Source organism: Kitasatospora sp. NRRL B-11411, from assembly GCF_000721345.1.
GTDB lineage: Bacteria > Actinomycetota > Actinomycetes > Streptomycetales > Streptomycetaceae > Kitasatospora > Kitasatospora cineracea.
Window position 1 is genome coordinate 82585 of sequence record NZ_JOGH01000018.1, and the last position, 18606, is coordinate 101190.

An 18606-nucleotide genomic window follows, 5' to 3' on the forward strand; every position below is an offset into this window, starting at 1 on the left:
AGAACGGTTTCGGTCTAGTTCGGGCTGCTGGCTGACGCCTCGTCCGAAGCGGTGAGCGCATCGGGATGGGGATCAGCGAAGTGCTGCGGGGCCGCGGGTCCGGGCTCCGCGGGCTTGGACCTGGTCAGCCACAGAGCGGTGAGCACGGCGCTGGTCGTGGTGACGGCGCCGGCGGCGAGGAAGGCGTCGTCGAGGCCGGTCTCGAAGGAGGCGCCGCCGGACTGCCGGGTGCGGACGACGGCTCCGAGCAGTGCCACGCCGAGCACCGCGCCGATCTGCCGGGTGGTGCTGCTGATGCCCGACGCGAGGCCGCCCTCCTGCGGGCTGACCGACTGGATGGCAGCTCCCGTCAGCGGGGACAGGGTCAGTCCGAAGCCGATGCCGACGACTGCCAGCCGCCACCACACGTTCCCGTAGCCGGTGTCGGCGTGCACTGTGCCGAGCGCCAGCAGCCCCGGGCCCGCCAGGGCAAGACCGGTGGTGACCACGGCGCGGAAGCCGAACCGGGCGGCGAGCCGGCCCGCGTACGGGCTGACCAGCACCATGGCGAGGGTGGTGGGCAGGGTCTGCAGGCCGGCGCGCAGGACCGAGCTGCCCTGGACCGACACGAAGAACTGGGAGAAGAAGAACGTCGAGCCCATGAGCGCGAACCCCACCACGCCCATCGCGGTGTTGGACACGGTGAACAGCCGTTGCCGGAACAGCCGCAGCGGCAGCATCGGAGCGGAAGCGCGCGCCTCGACGGTGACGAAGGCGGCGAGGAGGACCGCCGCGGCGGCAAAGCTCCCCAGGACCACCGGCGACAGCCAGCCACGGGCGCCACCCTCGATCAGCCCGTAAGTCAGCGCCCCCACACCCAGCGCGGAGAGCACCGTGCCGGGAACGTCGATCGCGGGGGCACCCGGGTTGCGGGACTCGTCGAGGTGGCGCAGGCCGACCAGCAGCAGGACCGCTCCGACGGGCAGGTTGACCAGGAAGATCGCGGGCCAGCCGAAGGTGTCCGTCAGCACGCCGCCGGCCACCGGACCCACGGCCAGGCCGATGCCGCTGAGGCCGGCCCACAGCCCGATCGCTCTGATCCGCTCCTGCGGCACGGGGTGGGCGGAGACGAGCAGGGCCAGCGAGGCCGGGCTCAGGGCTGCGGCCCCGGCACCCTGGAGGACTCGGCCGGCGACCAGCCAGCCGAGCGAGGGCGCGAGGCTGCACAGCACGGAGGCGGCGGTGAACACCGCCACCCCGATCAGATACACCCGCTTGCGGCCGAACCGATCGGCGAAGACGCCGCCGGACAGCAGCAGCATGGCGACCACCAGGACGTACGCGTCGACGATCCACTGCAGACCGGTCAGCTGGGTGTGCAGCCGCTGCTGCATGTCGGGCAGCGCCGCTCCGACCACCGTGTTGTCGAGCAGGACCATGAACTGGCCCAGGCAGGTCACCGCGAGCAGCGCGGCTCGGTTCGGTCGCCTGCTCGTGTCCGCACGCGCTTCCGTCAAGGGTTCTCCTTCGATCGTTGCCCGCATCCGGCCGGATGCGACGCGGGTGCCGGTGCATCCCGGCCGCCTAAAGCAGTCGGCAACTGCGTTAGAGGACCCTAGGGCGTCCGCGTCGCAAAAGCAACCACCAACTGCGTTAAGGTGGCGGGGTGAACGAGCGACAGCAAGCCCGGCGCCCCGGCGGGCGCAGCGCCCGCGTCGGTGCCCAGGTGCACCAGGCCGTCACCGAGCTGATCGGCGAGCGCGGCTACGGGAACTTCACCGTCGGCGAGGTCGCGGCCCGCGCGGGCGTGGCGGACAGCAGCATCTACCGCCGGTGGGGAAGCATGGAGACCCTGCTCACCGACGTGGCGCTCACCCGCCTCAACGCGCGGTCACCGATGCCCGACACCGGGACCCTGGCCGGCGACCTGCGCACCTACGCGGCCCAGGTGGCCCGCGAGATCACCGGACCCGACGGCCCGGCGGTGCTGCACCTGGCCGTCGCCCTGTCCGGCAGCGGCGAGCAGGGCGTGCGGGCGGGCCAGGAGCTCCGCGCCGAGCGCACCCGGCAACTGCAGTCCGTACTCGACCGTGCCCGCGAACGCGGCGAGGACGCGCCCGACGCGCTCGAGCTGCTGGACCACGTCCTGGCTCCGATGTACGTCCGGGTCCTGTTCGGCATGGTCCCGCTCGCCCCGGAGTACGTCGACGGACTGGTCGACCGGCTGCTGTTGACCCACGGAATGGATCAAGGCTAGGGTCCACGGCAGCATCGCGTGTCGGTCACCGGCTGGGTGAGACATGGAGGTGCCGGGATATGCCTTCGGAGGCATTCCTTGTCAGTCGACCTGAACCACACGATCGTCCACGCCCGGGACAACCGGGAGTCCGCTGAGTTCTTCGCGGACCTGCTGAACCTCGAAATCACCGCCGAGTGGGGCCCGTTCATCGCCATCGCCCTGGGCAACGGCGTCACGCTGGACTTCGCCACCGTCCCCGCGGACAGCATCACCCCCCAGCACTACGCCTTCCTGGTCTCCGAGGAGGAGTTCGACGCGGCGTTCACCGTGCCGTACGGCGGCTGGCCCTCGTAACCACAAGCACCGAGGACCACACCGTCAGCCGGCGATTCCCAGGGATCGCTGCAACCCGTGGCCGGTTGCCTCGTTGGCCACCAAATGAAGCAGGTGAGCCCTCCAGCATCGCCTCGAAGGCTGCCGGTTCCGGGGCGAGATAGGAAACCCCGGAGGCCAGCACCAGATGGGCCGAGCCCGGCAGGTCCAACACCCTGTTCACGTTGCATCGGTTACGGCTGTCCCGCTCAGGAACACCAACCGGGGGATCGGCCTCAGTCGATCCCCCGGTAAAGTCGCAGCCCATGCTCAGCGCAAGCCGGATGTTGCATCGATGCAATACCGCGCATTACTCCAGGTAGATCCCGGCGAAGGATCCGTCGAACCCGAGTGCGATCTCGCCTTCGCGGACGGTCGGGTAGTGCGTCCAGTTCGGGTCGGTGATCATCGCGTCGAAGTCGGCGCGGGTGATCTCGGGCTCCAGCCACTTGTGTCCGCAGCGGCAGTGGATCCAGACGTGCTGGCGGTAGTTGGTCAGCAGCCAGTCGCGCTGGGCCCGGCACTTGGTGCAGTAGACCGGCATGCCGCGCAGGTCCATTGCGCGGGGGCACCACAGACCGCGGGTGGTTTCCGGTCCGCTGGGCGGGGCCGTCTCGTACTCCAGCCGCAGCAGCGGGTCGCCGACGATCGGCTGCGCGGCGGGCGCGGCCGGGGTGGTGGGGTCTTCGGTGTTTCTGGGCACGGGCTCTCCGTTCGTGCGGTGCGGGTTCTTGCGTAACACCTGGTGGGAGTGGGTGTCGAGGGGTTTCGGGTGCCGGTCAGCGTCGGGGTACCGGGCGGTGGGGGTCGGTGGTCGGGGTTGCAGTGCGGGCGGCCGTACGGCCGGGTGCCTGCTTGGTCGGGGTGGTGCCGGCCTTCGGCTTGCCGGTGCTGCTGGGGAGGGCGGGCAGGTCGGCGAGGCGGCGGATGCGCCAGACCAGCACGGCGTCTGTGTTGCGGGCGCTCTCCAACTCTCGGCGGTCGACGGCTTCTTCGAGGAGGGCCTTCGGGTCGTGGCCGGCCTTCTCGGCTTCGGCGAGGGTGGCGGCCAGGGCGTCGAACCGCTCGGTGGTGACGACCTGGTGGCCGGTGCGGGTGTCCGGTTCGCCGAGGGCGGCCCGGATGGTGGCTTCGTGGCGGCAGCGTTCGGGTTCGGGCAGCACTTGGGCCCTCTCCCGCATCGTCCGCAGCGGGGTCGCGGCGCTCTGCCGGTAGGCGGCGCGCAGGTGTTCGGCGGCCTGGCGGGAGGCTGCGGCCTGCTGGGCGTGGCCGCGGGCGGAGTGCCAGCGGGCGGCGGCCAGGGTGAGCAGGACGAGGGTGGACAGGACCATCGCGGTGGCGCCGCCGTCCTCTCCTCGTCCAAGCGCCGTTCCGGCGTGGACTATTCCGCGGGCGACCGAGCGCAGGGCCCGGATGTCGGCGTTCTCGGCGCGGACGTGGGAGCGGGTGGCGCGCTCGAAGGCCCTTGCCGCGTCACGCAGTTCGGCGCGGGTGGCGGCCGGGGAGGTCTGCGCGAGCGCGTCGAGGAGTTCGCCGGCGCCGACGAGCTGGGCGGCGGCTTCGTCGCCGCCTTCGTCGAGGAGGGCGGTGGCGCGCTCGGCGGTGCCGGCGGCGTCCCGGCGGGTGCGGGCGGGAGCGGACCGGTCGGTGCGGGACGTGCAGGGGCGGGGAGGTGCGGTGTCGGCAGGGGTGTCGGTCAGGCGGCGGCGGATGCGCGGTAGGGAGAGGTCGGGGGCGAGGGTGGATCCGGCGAACCAGATGGGCTCGCTGTCGCGGTTGCGGTCGCCGGGCAGGGCGACGTTGTAGCCGAGCACGTCGTCAGAAGGGGCGTGGCGAAGCTTCACCCGCAGGCCAGCCTCACGCAGCCGGTCGAAGAACTCGGCTTCGTCGGCGGCTCCGGCGAGGGCTTGGCGGACGGCTTCGCGCAGGGCTTCACGCGGAGTCTCGGCGCGGCCGGTGCGCTCGGCCTTGAAGCGCTCGGCGCTGGTGGGGTTGGCGGCGGCGGTGCCGTCGCCGGGCTTGAGCCGACGAAGCCCCATCTCCTGCTCGATACGGCGGCATTCGGCCTGGGCCTTCTTGAAGTCGTAGTTCATCCGGGGTCGGCGGAGGTCGCCTCGGACCATGGTGGCGAGAATGTGGATGTGGTCGTCGGCATGGCGCACGGCGACCCAGCGGCACCCGTCGGGGTCGCCTTCGGGGGCTAGGTTGACGGCGTGGACCAGGCGGCGGGCGACGGTGTTCCATTCCGCGTCGGTCAGGGTGCGGTCGCCTGGGTCGGTGCGTACCGAGCAGTGCCAGACGTGCTGGGCCGGGGCAGTGGTGCCGGCCTGCTTGACCCGCAGGTCGAGCGCTGCCGCGAGCCGGGTCATGGTGGCCTTCGGGCCGGGGTCGACGCTGGCGTCCCGGCCGGGGTCTGGGGCGAAGCCGTCCCAACTGCCCACCAGGTGGGGGTCGGTGTGCTCGTCACGCTTACCGGGGCCGTAGAGGTAGGCGAGCAGGCCGTAGGTGCGGGAGCCGCGTCGGATCTTGGGGATCATCAGAGCCGCTTCTTCACCAAGGCGTCGGCCGCGTCGTCGATGTGGGCGAGGGTTCGGATCAAGGCGGTTGTCGCATAGGCGAGTTCACCGCTGCGGGGCTGGCCGCCCGCGTTGAGGTGGTGGGCGATCTGGTTGATGTTGTTGCCGATCCGGGCGAGAGCGGTGCGCAGGGCGGCCAGTTCGTCGATGGCAGTGTCGAGGCGGTCGTTGCTGTGCACGGTGGTCGAACCGCGGGCGACCGCGAGGGCGGCGGCGGCGAGGAAGCGGGCAACGGTGACGGCGCGCTGCGCGGCGGCGGCGGTGATCTCGGCTTTCTCGCTGTCGGAGAGTCGGGTGGTCGTCTTGTGGGTGCGCTCGCGGGGCTCGCGGCTGCGGCGGCGGGGCTTGCGCTCGGGGAACGGCGGGGCGCTCGGCTGCTGCTGGTCGCGGGCGGAGGGCCGGTCGGGGGCTTCTCCTTCGAGCGGCGCCCCCTGGTGCTGCTCGCCCGGCAGGTCCCCGCGCGCCCTCGCTCGGGGACCAGCCGAGCTTCCCCCGCCGTCCTCGGCGGGGGCAAGTGCGTACGACGGGCCGTAGGACCGTCGTACGCGACAACTTGCTCCGCCCGGAGCCTGGTTGGGGTCGCTGGCCGTTCGCGGTGGTGTGGCCTTCGGGTCGGTGCCGGTCATCGGCGCATCTCCGTGTCGCGCTGCTCGACGTCGCGGACGAGGTCCTCGATCCAGTCGAGGGCCAGGACCGGGTGGTGGAGGGTCCAGGGCTGGGAGTGCCGGCCCCGTTGGACGGTGCGGCTCCCGTCGGTGCCGGTTTCGACGCGGTGGAGGTGTCCGCGCCAGTGCAGGACGGTCAGCCAGGCGTCCGCCTCGGTCCAGGTGGCGGGGGTGGTGCGCATGACGGGCTCCACTTCAGTGGTGCGGTGGTGGGTGGGTGACCGACCGGGGTGACCTTCTCGGTCAGCCCCGGCCGGTCGGTGTCGGTCAGCCCCGGTCGGCGCCGACGAGCTGGTTCTTGCGCTGCTGTTCGCGGAGCTGGGCCATCAGCTGGGTCAGGGTGTCGCTGGACAGCGGGATCTGCTGACCGCGGATCGCGGTGGCGAGACCAGCCCATCGCTGACCGGCTGACCGCCCAGGTCAGCGGCCTCGGTGACTGTCACCGGCAGCGCGGTGACCGGGCTGACCAGCGAAGCGGTCACCGGAGCGACCTCGGTCGGTCGGACGCTGACCGGAAGGGCGGCCTGCTGACCGGCTTCGAGGTCACCGACGGCCACCGGGGTGCTGTCCGCACTCCCGATCAGCGCGACCGGGCGGTCAGTCCGGCCGTCCGGGTCAGCCGGGCTGGCCGGTCCGCGGGCGAGGAGGATGTAGAGGTGGACGGCACCGGCCGAGGCAAGCGGGGCGATGGTGGAGAGCACCGCGACCACCGTGTCGGTCAACCGCAGCCCGGTCGCGCTGCTCTGCTCGTTCATCCTGACCGCATGCAGGGCGTTGGCCCACAGGCTCGTGCCGGTGGCCGCGCCGAAGAGCAGCCACACGTAGGCGCGGGCCCGCAGCGGGGCGTCCCGCATCACGAGCAGCGCGCGGATGCTGTAGGCGATGAAGCCGTCGACGATGAACGGGAAGAGGTAGGTGAGGAAACCGCGAACATGGACGGCGGTGGCCATCTGCTGGAGGGAGTCGTAGGAGAGGGCGAAGCCGGTGGCGCCGAGGGCGATGACGGCGATCCGGTCCCAGCCGGTGACGTACGCGGCAGCCGCAGGGGTGGCGGTGCTCACGCGGCCGTCCCGAAGTCGTCCGACCGCCGGTAGCCGGTGCCGGTGCCGGCCTTCCGCTCGGTGCCGCAGGCGGCTTGCTGCAGTTCGCGGTTGCGGATGGCGCGGCGGGTCTCGCGGTACAGCTTCTGGGCGTGGTCCTCGGTGATCTTGAGGAGGCGGGCCAGGCGTTCGGCGCTGACACCGTGCCGGTACCCGGCGAGGACGACGGCGCGGCGTTCGGCGGAGGTGAGGTGAATGTCGCGTCCGGCGATGGCGGCGTTGACCCGGCCGTAGTCGAGGCGCTTGGCGAGGTTCTCGTGCAGGGGTGCCCGCTGCTCCTCGGTGAGTCCGCCCCGGATGCCGTGGGTCTCGCCCCCTTCGAGGGCGGCGTCGAGGCAGGCCAGGCGGACGGGGCACTGTCCGCACAGCGACAGGGCCGTGGCGATCTTGCCGATCTCGTCCGGCCCGGGGAAGAACGCCTCGGGGTCGACGGGGTTGTACTCGCTGGGGTGGCAGACGGCCTGGTCCTGCCAGGTGTGGTCGCCGAGCGAGCGGTAGCGCTGGGTGGTGGGCGTGGTGCTCATGCGGGGTTGCTCCGATCGCTCTCCGCGCGCGGGGCAGCGTCGGCGGAGAGGTGCGCTGGGTCGGTGAAGGGCGGCGCGCTCGGGGGCGCGACCGGGGCGGCGGCCGTTCAGGCGGCGCGCTGGGGGCGTCTGCGGTCGACCGGTTCGAAGGAGACCCTGGTGGTCATCTCGGCGAGCCGGGAGGTGACGCGGTCACCGAGGCAGGTGCGCAGGTCCTTGATCGCCAGGTTGGTGGTGATCAGGGTCGGCAGGCAGTGGTTGTAGCGGCGGTTGATCAGCCGGTAGGTCTGCTCTTCGACGAACTCGCTGGTCTTGGCGGCGCCGAGGTCGTCGAGGATCAACAGCGGCACCCGACTATAGGCGGCGAGCACCCGCTCGGCATCGGTGGCGGTGCCGGGGCGGAGTTCGGCGTAGAGGTCGGCGGCGGTGGTGGCGCGCCAGCGCACGCCGAGGCCGGCCCGCACCAGGACGCGGACCGCGCCGTACGCCTGGTGGGTCTTGCCCGCGCCGGTCACCCCGGCCATCAGCAGGCTGGGGCCGCAGGTGACCTGGCGGCGCGCCCCGGTGCTCGGGGCGGTGGCCTGGGCGGCGACCTGCCGGGTCCAGGCCGCTCCTCGGCGTAGGCGGTGGCGGCGTCGACCGGGTTGGTCCACGCCTGGCGAACGGGCAGGTTAGAGGGGGATCCCGGCCGGGCCAAACCGGCGCCCGGGGCGTTCATGGCGTCGTTGACCAGGCTCGGCAGCCGGGACGGGTGGCCCTGGATCTCGGCGAAGCGCCGAAGCCCGGCCCGGACGTGCTCGGCGTCGATGCCCTCGGCCAGCAGCACCTTGACGGTCCTGCCGAGGTGACCGAGCACGCTGCCCGGCGGGCGCTGGGCGCAGGCGGCGACGTACTCGCCGACGAGCTGGTTGGCCGAGACCGCCTCCGGCTCGGGCGCTTGCCGCCCCGTAAGGAAAGAAGATCCAGGATCCAAGATCCTAGATCCAGGCGCCGAGGGCTCCCGGACGCTTCGCCGAACCTTCGGGGAGGCTTCGGGGAATGTCGTCTGACCTGCGCTTCTTCCGACGGCGGCGACGGCCTCGCGCTTCTCGCTGACCACCGGGGCGGTGGCCGTGGTGCTGCCGGTGCCGCCCTGCAGGGACAGCTTCGCAGCGGGTGCGGAGAGGGGGTCGAGGTGGGAAGGAGTGTTCGCCGAGGGTTCGTCGAACAGTCGGGGAGCCATCGGGCCCGCCTCGGATGCGGTGGTCGGCGCCGCCGCGAGGGTGGCGCGCTGGATGCACGGGCCCTTGCAGACCCCGCACCGCTCCGGCTCGCAGTGCGGGCACGCGGGCAGCCGGGACAGCGACGGCTTGTCGATCTTCTGGTGGTTGCGCCAGGTCGGGTAGTGGAAGTACTTCCGGCCGTCGCAGCCGGTGTAGCGGCACACGGCCCCGGCGGCGGCGAGCTGCCGGAGGTGCTCCTCGACGTCGGCGCGGGTGACCTCCTCGCGCATCGGCCACACCAGGCCGTAGACGATCGCGGCGTTGTCGCGGTGACGGCCGTGGTCGTCGGCGTGGTTGGTCATGCCGAGGAAGGTGACCATCGCGGGGATGGAGACCTCGGCGAGCGTCTCGCTCACCCAGGTCTCGGGCTTGACCGATCGAATGCGCGCCATGTCAGCGGCCCCGAACGGCGGTCCGTGTACCGGTGGCGAGCTGCCCGCTGGTCAGATCGAGGGCTCGGGGAGCCGTCCGGCCCGTCTCGGGTCGGGCGCGGGCCGCCCAGCAGGCGACGGCCTGGAAGACGGCCCGGCCATGGGAGGTCTTCGTTGTGTTTTCGGTTTCCATCGCAGGTAGGCGCATGCGATACTCCGTGCTTCGTAGGAGCGCGCGCGGTGGTCTCTCGTGCAAGGAAGTCCCACCGAGCGCGTGGTGGCGAACCGGCCCCTTCAGGGCGCCGGCCCGGCGTCCAGGAGTTGGTAGCTCCAGGACGCCGGTCCCATTTCCGGCCGGTACGTGCAGCGGCCCGTGGGCCCGCCCGCGGCGGGCGGCGGGACCAGCACCCTAGGGCGAACGAGGTTCGCTCATCCACCCCGTTTAGCCACCTGGCCAGCAGTGACGGACTTTGGTGTGCCGCCTGGGCGATCAACGTACACTAAAGTCCGCACAATCGGGAGACTAAAGTGCGCACCCAAGTCGCCGCGACAGGCCACCGACGGACTAGAGTGTGCCCCACCACCGCACACCGCCGGAGCACCCCATGCCAGCCACCGTCCAGTCGAGACTCAACGACCTCTTCGCAACCCACCGCCACCCGACCGAGGGCCGCGAGTTCACCAACAAGGAGATCGCCGACCGGACGGCAGCCTGGGCTGCGGCCAACGACGGAGCCGGGGTCAGCGCGAGCCTGATCCAGAAACTCCGCACCGGCGGAAAGACGAACCCCACGGCAACCACCCTCTGGGCGCTCGCCAAGGGCGGCTTCGGCGTGCGCCCCAGCTACCTCTTGGGCGACGACGAGCCCGAAGAGGCGCCAGCGCCGGCCACGCCGGCCGACCCGGAAGACCTGCAGAAGATCATCAGTGACGGCCCGGCCGCCAGTCTCGCCTTCCGGGCCTCCGGCCTGTCGCAGGAGAGCCTGTCGACCATCTCCCGCATGGTGGAGATCGCCCGCGCCGCGGAAGGACTGGATAGCGGCACGACCGACTGACGCCAGGCGCCACCGGCGATCATCTAAAAGCGGATCAGATAAATTTCCGATAACGCACTTCACTACCGTAAGTAGTTCAAGAAGCGGAGCCGCCGCCACCTCCCCGCCTCGCGGCGAACACAGCACTACGCTCCGCAACGGATCGCAACTCTGCACGATCGACTGGCAACAGCACCACCGGTTCGCATGCATATGCTTTGATCCCCTGCGGAGGTGCAGGCGGCTCACCGGAACGGACAAGGGATATGCGAAGCTGGCGAAGGAGAAGCCAGGCGGGCAGGTTCAATGACCACTCCGCTGTCGCGGAAGGCCTGGAAATACCGGTTCCGTTCACCATTGAGAAGCTGTGCGAGAACGTCGCTGCGATGCGCGGCCGGAAAATACACATCCACGCCATCGAGCACGAAGGGGCGGCGAACTCGTCTCCCTGCGGGGCTTGGATCGCCCTGGAGAACTCCGACCACATCTTCGTGGAGAGCGCGACCAGCCGCCTGCACCGCGACCACATCATCCTCCACGAGCTGTGCCACATGCTGCTGGATCATTCGTGCCTGCCGAGCGACGCCCACGCCCAGGCGCCGGCCGGGACGGGGCAGCGCCACAGCATCGGCGAGGTGCTCAGCGTGGAGGAGTGGGCCGGGTTTCCGATGAACCGGATCGTCAGCCTTCTCGGCCGCACCAGCTACACCCACGAGGACGAGCAGTCAGCCGAAGGACTTGCCGGAATTCTCGCCAAACGCATTCACCAGGCCGAAGAAAACGCCAGCAGGCCGGTCGACCCGCTGGCGAACCATCTCCTGTCCGCTCTGATCGAGTAGCCGATATGCCTGTCATCAACTTGAGCGTCTGCATGACCCTGTGGGCGATCACGCTCTGGCGCGCCCCGGGGGCCTTCCGGAACAAGGAGAAGAGAGCCTTGTGGGGGGCTTTCTTCGTTCTCGCCGTAGAAATGTGCTTTGCCAACATTCCGGCCACCCTGTGGCTCGACAGAACGGCCGGCGTCCACAGTTTCGCGGCACTGCTCAAGCACGCTTCAGCAGTCTCGGCAGCCGCCTGCGTCCTCACCTTCCTCTCCCGCGCGGCAGCCAGTTCCACCCCTGCTGTAAGGCGCAGCCTGCTTCGTCCCGGCGCCGTGGTCCCCATGGCCACCCTCGCGGCCATGGTCACGCTGTTCTTCAGCGCCGACCGCCCGGAGGAGGCGATCGACCCGCTGACGGCCTTCCCCCGGGATCCGTGGCTCCTGGCCTACACCCTGACGTGGACCACGTACTTCGGCTGGGCGATGTTCACCGCCTCCCGGCTCTCCTGGCAGTGGTCGCGCCGGCCCGGCCCGGGCTCGCTCCGCCGAGGACTCCGGCTGATCTGCCTCGGCACCGGCATCGGTATCGCGTACACGGTCCACCGTGCCTCGATGCTCCTGCTCGGCCGCCTCGGGTTCCACCCGCTGCCGACCGAGGCGGAGCAGGCGCTGAACGGCCTGCTGGCACTGGTCCCACTGCTGCTGGTCTCGGCCGGCAGCACGATGCCGATGGTCCCGACGGTCGTCCGGGCGGCCCGGCACCACCGCAACCTCGTCCGGCTGTACCCGCTCTGGGCGCACCTGAGCGACGCCGTCCCGCAGGTCCGCTACGGCCCGAAACGGCACCCGGTCGCCGATGCTCTCGACCTGCGCGGCATCCGCGACCGGCTCTACCGGCGGACGATCGAGATCCGCGACGCGATCCTCGTCCTGAACGGCGCCGCCACCGTCCCGATGCGGCTCCGCGCGGCCGACCACGTGGAGGACGCGGGTCTCACCGGCCGCACCGCAACCGCCGTCGCCGAGGCCTGCTGGCTGCGCGCCTCCCGCGAGGCCCACGTCGCCGGGCAGGCCCGGACCGGGCGCCTCTAGGCTCCCACGCACTCCGGCTCGGACCTCGACACCGAAATCGCTTTCCTGCTCTCCCTGTCCGACGCCTACTTCTCCGACCTCTCCACCGCCTTCGCCCGCGCGCACCTCGCGCGCCTGACCGCCCCCGCCGGAGCCACCCCGTGACGTTCGAACCGCCCGCCCCGCCCGCCTTCGCCGACAGCACGCCCCGGCAGAAGGCAGCGAAGATCATCACGGACGTCCTCGCCCCGGCCAACCTGGTGGTCGTGCTCCTGCTGCTGATCGGCCGGCACAGCACCGGTTCCTGGTCGGGTCTCGGCTGGGGGCTGCTGGCCGCGCTCTTCTGCGGCATCATCCCGATCGGCATCGTCCTGCTCGGGGTGAAGCGCGGCGGCCTCACCGACAAGCACATCCGCGTCCGCCGCCAGCGGATCCTGCCCATGGCGCTCAGCCTGGTCTCGGTCGCCACCGGCATCACCCTGCTCTACGCCCTCGGCGCCCCGTCCGAGGTGTCCGCGCTCGTCGTCGCCATGCTGGTCGGGCTCGTCTCCACTCTCCTCGTCACGATCGGCTGGCAGATCTCCATCCACAACAGCGTCGCCGGCGGCACCGTCATGATCCTCGTGCTCGCCCTCGGCCCCTGGATGCTGCTCACCGCGCTGGGCGCCGCCGCGATCGGCTGGTCCCGCACGGTGCTCAAGGCCCACACCCTCACCCAGATCCTGGCCGGCACCGCCCTCGGCGGCATCGCGGCCTTGGTCTTCGCCCTGCTGCGCTGAACCGCCGGGGCACCGAGGCGCCGACCCACGGGCCATTCGAGGTGGGGCTGCCCACCAGGCCTTCTCCTTCGGGTCCTGCCCCGGCGAGCCCCTGGCGGTCGGCCGCCTGCCGGGAGGCGACTACGCTCCGTGCGTGATCACACCGTCCAATCCGCACCTCGCCCAACTCCTCGACCGCTTCGGCGGGCAGGAGCCCGACCCGATGGACCTGTTCATCGCGCTGTTCGACGGCGGCCTGTACGTGCCGATCGCCGCGCCCGGCGAGGTGATCACCGGCCGCGACCCGGAGGGCGACCGGACCGGCCGCTGATAGGGCTCTTTGAATTTGGCTCTGACCGGAGTTCCGTGAAGCTCACGGTCGAGTGAGGACCCGGATCCGCAGGAGTCGGAACGAGGCCCGGCCGTACATGGCTCTCTTGATAGGTGTCCAGGAGCGTGTCGCGGCGGTGGATCCAGCGAGTCAGGCCCTTCCATCGCTTGTGGTCGGCGAGGGCGTGTTCGACCAGGATGCCCTGAGAGGAGTGCTGGTGTCGGGCCCGTTCGCGTGCTTCGTGAACTTCCGGCGGGCAGATCTTGTCCGCCTTCCTCGGCGGGGTGATCGCCTTGCGGGGGTGATCCCGACGAAATCCCAAATACCCGTCGTCGAGCAGGATTTGGATGTCCGGAAACTGGCGGAACAGGTCGTCGATGCCTTTACCGCGGATCGCGGTCGCGTCGTGCATGCGTCCCGGGCGGAGGTTGCCGGCGCACAGGGTGCGACCCGCCTCGTCAGCGACGACGGTGGCCTTCAGGGTGTTCAGCTTTTACTTACCTGACACGAAGGTCCGCCGCTCGCCGCGGTGGCCGACCGGGCGGCGGACCTGGACCTCGGTGGCGTCCAATCGCAGGACCATGCCCTTGGCCTGGGCGTAGGCGAAGACGTCTGCGAGGGCCCGCAGCCGGATCCTGGGGCGGTTGGGGACCGCGAAGCCGCGCCGGGCGAGCAGACCGCGAATCTCGGCGACGGCCCGGGTGATCGTGGAACGGTTCACACCGAACAGCAGGCCAAGGACCGCATGCGGGAGATCGTGGCGCAGATGGATCAGCGTCGCGACCACTCGGTCGGTGAACACCAGCCGGTGCTTGGCACCCGCACCGGCAGCCCGGCGCCGCACTCCACCCCGAATCGTGTGCCGTCGGCCCTCCACCACCGCCTGCCAGGGCAACGCCAGCTCGGCGATCAGCTCTGTCAAGTGCCGACGCGAGACGCCGGTCAGCATTCGATGCCCGAGGACCGCGCGGTTCACCATGATCGACACGGCGAAGATCATGCCGCCCGAGGCGGCCATGTCCAACTCGCCGCAATCACGCCCCAGCTCGTTAAGCGGGCGATAGATGTTTTGGTCCGGCTACCAGTCTCCTGGCCTGGTACCGACCGCATCGGCACCGCTGGTGCACCCCGCCCGGAACTCGTCCGGGCGGGGTGCACCAGCGCAGTGCGTCTATTCGCTGCGGGTGTGCTGTGCAGGGTGTGCCGCGAGTTGTTCAGCTCGCGGTGGGGATCTTCCACTGCTGCTGGCCGGCTCCGGTGGCGCAGTCCCAGAGCTGGAGCCGGGTGCCGTTGCCGGTTTCGGCGCCGGCCGCGTCGAGGCACTTGCCGTGGGACTTCAGCTGGCTGGTGTCGGGGTCGTAGGTCCACTGCTGGGCCAGTGTGCCGTTGCAGGTGTACAGCTGTACCGGCGTGCCGTTGGCGTCGGCGTCGAAGCGAACGTCGAGGCACTTGCCCATGGCCCGGACAGTGTGGTCGCCCGGCAGCGTCCAGGTCTGTGCCGGCGTGTTGTTGCAGTCGTAGAGCTGGACCTGGGTCCAGTCCGCGTCGTCGGCGTCGGGGAGGTCGGCGCAGCGGGCGCTGGCGGCTCCGGTGATCGGCCCGGTCGGGGTGCGGTCCGTGCAGCCGGTGGGGCCGGTGGTGGCGGCCGGGTGCCGGGTGGGCAGGTGCAGGGTGCTTCCGGCGGTGACCTGGTGGACGGCCCCGCTGCGGTCGCGGACGGACAGGGCCGGGCCCGATCGGACGGTGACGGTGGTGTCCTGCTGGCCGACGGAGACGTCGAAGGTGCTGCCGTGCCACTTCAGCCCGGTCACGTCGTCGCCGGGCAGTTGGGCGGGCAGGAACGGGTCGATGGTGACGGCGTCGGTGCCCCAGCGCAGGCCGGTGAAGCCGTACAGGAACTGCTGCAGGTAGCCGCCACTGCCGGTGACGAAGGTGAACGTCCCGCCGGTGCGGGCTTCGTGGAACTGGTCGAAGGGTGCGCCGAGGAAGGGGTCGACGCTGTCGCGGAGGTGGTTGTAGGCCGTGCAACCGGGTGAGCCGAGGGCGGCGGCGTCGATGGTGGCGATGGCGTCGGTCATCGACGGGCCGTTGGCGTCGGTCTGCTGGCTGTAGTAGTCGAGGTCGTTCTGCGCCGTGTCGGCGGACATCGGTACGGCCCAGGGGTACTGCAGCATCGTCACGTCGGCCTGCTTGATGGTCTGGCCGCTGTAGCCGCGGAATTCGAGATGGCGGTTGTTCGCGGTGTCCATCGGGGTCGTGAGGCCGTCGGCGACCGTGGTCCAGGCCGGGTCGGCGCTCCGGCCGGTGAGGCCGGCGGCCCGGACGGCGATCCGCAGCGCCTCCTGCGCACTGGCGTTGGTGTACGCGCTGTCGTCGATGCCGGTTTCGCCTCCGTTGTACTCGTCCGGGGGGATCACGTTGTTGATGTGGTAGCCGCCATCGGCGTCGGGCACGGCCCGGGTGGCCCAGTAGTCGGCGATGCCCTTCAGGACGGGCCACGCCTTGTCCCGCAGCCAGGCGGTGTCACCGGTGGCCTGGTAGTACTGCCACTGGGCCAGCGCGATGTCGGAGTTGATGTGGATCTCCATCGGCCCGGTGCTGCTGCTCAGCGGGGTCGCGTCGTCGCCGGTGAGGGCGCTCTCCCAGGGGAACTTGGCGCCCTTGATCGGGTGGGAAGGGGTGGACAGGGCCGCCGCGTTGGCCTCGGCCCGGGGCAGGAGCTTCTGCCGGTAGGTGTTGGCGGCCTCGGCGATGTCGGGGTGCTGGGCGAGCAGCGCCGGGTACATCCAGGTCTCCATGTCCCAGAAGACGTGGCCGCCGTAGCTGGTGTCGGACAGGCCGCCCGGGGCGGTGCTCCAGGTGACGTCGGAGCGGACGCTGGCCAGCAGGTAGAACATCGAGGCACGGATCTGCGCGGTCATCGCCGGGTCGCCGGGGACCGAGACGGTCGAGCGCCAGAGGTCCGACCAGGCGGCGGCGTTGGCGTCGAGCGCCGGCCGGTAGCCGCGGGCGGCGCCGGCGGACGCGGCGTCCGCGGCGGCCTGCTGCGGGCTCGCGTCGGCGAGCGGGCGGTCGGTGTCGACGCTGGAGGCCGCGCCGACGAACTTGGTGACCTCGTAGGTCCGGCCGGCGGTCACCGGGAAGCTGGCGCGCTGCCCGGCCGTACCGTTGCCCGTCCCGGTGACCGGTACGGAGGGTACCGTGGCGCCGTTCACCCGCAGCACCGAGTTCAGGGCGGCGGTCACCAGGTTCCCGGAAGTGACCACGTTCTCCGACAGGGTGGCGTTCGCGCCGTCGACCTGCGCGCCGTTGACGGAGGCGTCGCTCAGGCTGCGGCCGTCGAACTCGTCGACGACGGTGGCCGTCCCGCTCCAGTGCGGCACCGCCCGGACGGTCACGGTGCCCAGGTGCGCGTCGGCCCGGTTGGCGTTGACCTCGTAGGTGAAGGTGGTGCTGTCGCCGCCGGGCGAGGTCCAGTCGAACGAGGTCGTCAGCAGCCCGGTCCGGAGGTCCAGGCTCTGCCGGTAGTTGCCGGTGGTGCCGCTGCCCGCGGGGCTTGCCTGGGCCGGGAGTCGGCCGTCCGCCGGGTAGGCGCAGACGTAGTCGACGTTCACCCTCGCCGTGTCGCCCTGGGCGACGGTGACCTCGACGGTGTTCGATCCGGCGTTCAGGGCCACCGGCACCGTCAGCACCGCCCAGCTGTCCCAGTCGGGGGTGGTGGGCACGTCGAGCTGCTGGGACTCTCCGTTCACCACGAGGTGGACCGTCTGCGGGCTGCCGCTGCCGTTCGAGTAGCGCACCGCCAACTGCGCGGGTCCGCCCGGGGCGTCCAGGACCGGGATCAGGTCCCGGGCGCCGACCGTCGGCGTGCCGCCGGTGTTCAGGCCGGCGAGGTAGCCGCCGGTGGTGGAGCCGCCGTGCGAGGTCTCGACCAGGGCCCCGTCGGAGAGCTGCCCGTACCGGGCCGGGCACAGCTGGCCGAACGAGCAGGACTGGTCCGCCGGTACGCCGTACACGCCGCCGTTGCCGTCGTCGCGGCCGAACCCGAGCGCGGTCCAGGTCGGCAGGCCCGAGCGCAGCTCCCGCTGCCCGTCCGGCCGGGCGTACAGGCCGGCCAGCACCGACTGGACGGGGACCTTGCCGTCGCTGTAGCCGGCTCCGGCGGCGGGGACCCGGGAGGCGAGGTAGCCGTTGCCGACGAAGGCCGGGGCGTAGTCGGTCGTGGTGTCGGTGGTGCTGAGCACCCATCCGTCGCTGCTGCCGGTCCCGGTCCCGGTGTCGGCGGCGGCGGGGGCCGGTGTCGTCGCCAGGTTGGCGGTCAGGCAGCCGACGACGAGTGCCAGCGCGAGGCGGGCCCACGGCTGTCGGGGGGTTCGTGGGGGTGTGTGCCGCGGTCGGTCAGGTCTGGGGGCGGGCCGGGGTGGGAGGTGTCGGTCCATCGGAGCGGTGGCCCTCTCGTGAGAGATGCGCGAACGGGGGGATTCGCCATGGCCCGGCCGATGTGGGGCCGGTGCCGCGGCTGCACCGCCCCGGGCAGCGGGGTGCCTCGGGGCGGGAGCTCTCGATGAGGGTGGTGACGCGGGGGGGTGAGGCGGTGGCGCCTCTGACGCTGCTGCGGGGGTGGGATCCGCCGGTGCGAGCCGGGTTCCTACTTGACGGCTCCGGCCGCCATGCCGCGGGTGAGGGTCCGCTGGAAGGCGAAGAAGAAGACCACCATGGGGAGGATGCCGAGGAGTGCGGCGGCGCTGAGCGCGGTGGGGTCGCTGGTGAACTGGCCCTGCATGGCGGACAGTCCGAGTGGCACGGTCTGGTTGTCGTTGGAGATGAGCAGGACGACGGGGTAGAGGAACTCGTTCCAGCTCCAGACGAAGAAGAACACGCACATGACCGAGAGGGTGGGCCAGCTCATGGGCAGCACGATCCGCCACAGGATGGTCCACCGCCCGGCGCCGTCGAGGGAGGCGGCCTCGATCAGTTCGCGGGGGAAGCCGCTGAAGACGGAGGTCAGCAGGTAGGTGCCGAAGGCGCTGTAGACGATGCCGACGAGCAGGGTGTAGCCGAGCTTGTCGTCGTAGAGGCCGAACTGCTTGAAGAGGTAGTAGACCGGATAGACGAGCCCTTCCTGCGGCAGGACGTTGACGCCGAGGAAGAACACCAGCAGGGGGGTGCGCCAGCGGACGCGGCCGATGCCGATGGCGTAGGCGTTGAACAGGGCGAGCGCGACGGCCACGACGACGACGCCGAGACTGGTGGTGAGGCTGTTGGTGAGCTTCTGGGTGAAGTCGACCCGCTGCCACACGTCGCCGAGGACGCCCCAGTTCCAGGACTCCGGCCAGCTGAGCGGGCCGTTCTTGCGGTAGTCCGCGGACGTCTTGAAGGAGTTGAGGACGATGACGAGGAACGGGGCGAGGAAGGCGGTGACGAAGACGCCCATCCCCAGGGTGACGGCCCAGGACAGCGGGGTGCGGCGGCCGGCGGCGGAACGGGCGCCCGGCTGCGGGGAC

The 18606-nt window shown here is 71.2% G+C and carries 16 protein-coding genes and 3 pseudogenes; 7 read left to right on the top strand and 12 right to left on the bottom strand.

Going from position 1 to position 18606, the window contains the following annotated elements; translation table 11 throughout:
• Positions 1-14: 14 nt before the first annotated feature.
• Complete coding sequence (locus tag IH44_RS0111845; protein WP_030459443.1) at positions 15-1496, bottom strand: MFS transporter; 1482 nt, start codon at positions 1494-1496, stop codon at positions 15-17.
• Positions 1497-1645: 149 nt separating this feature from the next.
• Between IH44_RS0111845 and IH44_RS0111850 the strand changes: the two genes are divergently transcribed.
• Positions 1646-2236: a TetR/AcrR family transcriptional regulator gene (locus IH44_RS0111850; protein WP_030459444.1), complete on the top strand. Its 591-nt coding sequence runs from the start codon at positions 1646-1648 to the stop codon at positions 2234-2236.
• 78 nt (positions 2237-2314) lie between these two features.
• A pseudogene (locus IH44_RS0111855) lies at positions 2315-2542 on the top strand (VOC family protein); the annotation flags it as partial.
• A 358-nt stretch (positions 2543-2900) separates the two neighbouring features.
• Here the strand turns inward: IH44_RS0111855 and IH44_RS0111860 are convergent.
• The 8 genes and pseudogenes from IH44_RS0111860 to IH44_RS0111895 all read right to left on the bottom strand — a co-directional run.
• Positions 2901-3293, bottom strand: a complete 393-nt coding sequence (locus tag IH44_RS0111860) for a hypothetical protein (RefSeq protein WP_030459446.1) — start codon at positions 3291-3293, stop codon at positions 2901-2903.
• A 76-nt stretch (positions 3294-3369) separates the two neighbouring features.
• A complete protein-coding gene (locus IH44_RS0111865) occupies positions 3370-5127 on the bottom strand; it encodes a relaxase/mobilization nuclease domain-containing protein (RefSeq protein ID WP_030459447.1) in 1758 nt (585 codons plus the stop codon).
• A complete protein-coding gene (locus IH44_RS0111870) occupies positions 5127-5792 on the bottom strand; it encodes a MobC family plasmid mobilization relaxosome protein (RefSeq protein ID WP_030459448.1) in 666 nt (221 codons plus the stop codon). The genes IH44_RS0111865 and IH44_RS0111870 overlap by 1 nt, the downstream gene beginning before the upstream one ends.
• Positions 5789-6013, bottom strand: a complete 225-nt coding sequence (locus tag IH44_RS0111875; protein WP_030459449.1) for a hypothetical protein — start codon at positions 6011-6013, stop codon at positions 5789-5791. Before IH44_RS0111875 ends, IH44_RS0111870 begins: the two co-directional genes overlap by 4 nt.
• Positions 6014-6166: 153 nt before the next feature.
• A complete protein-coding gene (locus IH44_RS49665; RefSeq protein WP_051816788.1) occupies positions 6167-6892 on the bottom strand; it encodes a DUF2637 domain-containing protein in 726 nt (241 codons plus the stop codon).
• The gene (locus IH44_RS0111885) at positions 6889-7455 is read right to left on the bottom strand and encodes a WhiB family transcriptional regulator (RefSeq protein ID WP_030459450.1); all 567 of its coding nucleotides are present in this window, start codon (positions 7453-7455) and stop codon (positions 6889-6891) included. The genes IH44_RS49665 and IH44_RS0111885 overlap by 4 nt, the downstream gene beginning before the upstream one ends.
• Before the next feature lie 107 nt (positions 7456-7562).
• Positions 7563-8108, bottom strand: coding sequence for an ATP-binding protein (locus IH44_RS0111890; protein ID WP_081966838.1), 546 nt, complete (start codon positions 8106-8108; stop codon positions 7563-7565).
• A pseudogene (locus IH44_RS0111895) lies at positions 8066-9109 on the bottom strand (hypothetical protein); the annotation flags it as partial. The pseudogene IH44_RS0111895 and the gene IH44_RS0111890, both read right to left, overlap by 43 nt.
• A 584-nt stretch (positions 9110-9693) precedes the next feature.
• Between IH44_RS0111895 and IH44_RS0111900 the strand changes: the two are divergent.
• The 5 genes from IH44_RS0111900 to IH44_RS46445 all read left to right on the top strand — a co-directional run bounded on the left by IH44_RS0111900 (position 9694) and on the right by IH44_RS46445 (position 13102).
• Positions 9694-10143, top strand: coding sequence for a helix-turn-helix transcriptional regulator (locus IH44_RS0111900; RefSeq protein ID WP_030459453.1), 450 nt, complete (start codon positions 9694-9696; stop codon positions 10141-10143).
• A gap of 245 nt (positions 10144-10388) precedes the next feature.
• Positions 10389-10961 carry a hypothetical protein gene (locus IH44_RS42675; protein ID WP_051816789.1) on the top strand — a complete coding sequence of 191 codons (573 nt, stop codon included), beginning with the start codon at positions 10389-10391 and terminating at the stop codon, positions 10959-10961.
• Positions 10962-10993: 32 nt separating this feature from the next.
• Entirely contained in the window at positions 10994-12034 is a 1041-nt protein-coding gene (locus IH44_RS0111910; protein WP_369794939.1) for an MAB_1171c family putative transporter, read from the top strand.
• 140 nt (positions 12035-12174) lie between these two features.
• On the top strand, positions 12175-12792 hold the full coding sequence (locus IH44_RS0111915) for a hypothetical protein (RefSeq protein WP_030459456.1): 618 nt from the start codon (positions 12175-12177) through the stop codon (positions 12790-12792).
• A gap of 133 nt (positions 12793-12925) precedes the next feature.
• Positions 12926-13102 (top strand): hypothetical protein, encoded by a 177-nt coding sequence (locus tag IH44_RS46445; RefSeq protein WP_157852276.1) that lies wholly within the window; start codon positions 12926-12928, stop codon positions 13100-13102.
• 106 nt (positions 13103-13208) lie between these two features.
• Here IH44_RS46445 and IH44_RS45335 read toward each other — a convergent pair.
• The 3 genes and pseudogenes from IH44_RS45335 to IH44_RS0111935 all read right to left on the bottom strand — a co-directional run.
• Positions 13209-14081, bottom strand: a pseudogene (locus IH44_RS45335) (transposase family protein); the annotation flags it as partial.
• Between the two features lie 235 nt (positions 14082-14316).
• A complete protein-coding gene (locus tag IH44_RS42680) occupies positions 14317-17346 on the bottom strand; it encodes a ricin-type beta-trefoil lectin domain protein (RefSeq protein WP_051816790.1) in 3030 nt (1009 codons plus the stop codon).
• A gap of 404 nt (positions 17347-17750) precedes the next feature.
• The gene (locus tag IH44_RS0111935; protein ID WP_051816802.1) at positions 17751-18536 is read right to left on the bottom strand and encodes a carbohydrate ABC transporter permease; all 786 of its coding nucleotides are present in this window, start codon (positions 18534-18536) and stop codon (positions 17751-17753) included.
• Positions 18537-18606: the final 70 nt, after the last annotated feature.

Excerpts from the sequence above, each read along its gene's own strand:
- IH44_RS0111865 (WP_030459447.1), bottom strand. The coding sequence starts at position 5,127 with ATGATCCCCAAGATCCGACGCGGCTCCCGCACCTACGGCCTGCTCGCC.
- IH44_RS0111870 (WP_030459448.1), bottom strand. The coding sequence starts at position 5,792 with ATGACCGGCACCGACCCGAAGGCCACACCACCGCGAACGGCCAGCGAC.
- IH44_RS0111875 (WP_030459449.1), bottom strand. The coding sequence starts at position 6,013 with ATGCGCACCACCCCCGCCACCTGGACCGAGGCGGACGCCTGGCTGACC.
- IH44_RS0111885 (WP_030459450.1), bottom strand. The coding sequence starts at position 7,455 with ATGAGCACCACGCCCACCACCCAGCGCTACCGCTCGCTCGGCGACCAC.
- IH44_RS0111900 (WP_030459453.1), top strand. The coding sequence starts at position 9,694 with ATGCCAGCCACCGTCCAGTCGAGACTCAACGACCTCTTCGCAACCCAC.
- IH44_RS42675 (WP_051816789.1), top strand. The coding sequence starts at position 10,389 with ATGCGAAGCTGGCGAAGGAGAAGCCAGGCGGGCAGGTTCAATGACCAC.
- IH44_RS0111910 (WP_369794939.1), top strand. The coding sequence starts at position 10,994 with ATGACCCTGTGGGCGATCACGCTCTGGCGCGCCCCGGGGGCCTTCCGG.
- IH44_RS0111935 (WP_051816802.1), bottom strand. The coding sequence starts at position 18,536 with ATGGGCGTCTTCGTCACCGCCTTCCTCGCCCCGTTCCTCGTCATCGTC.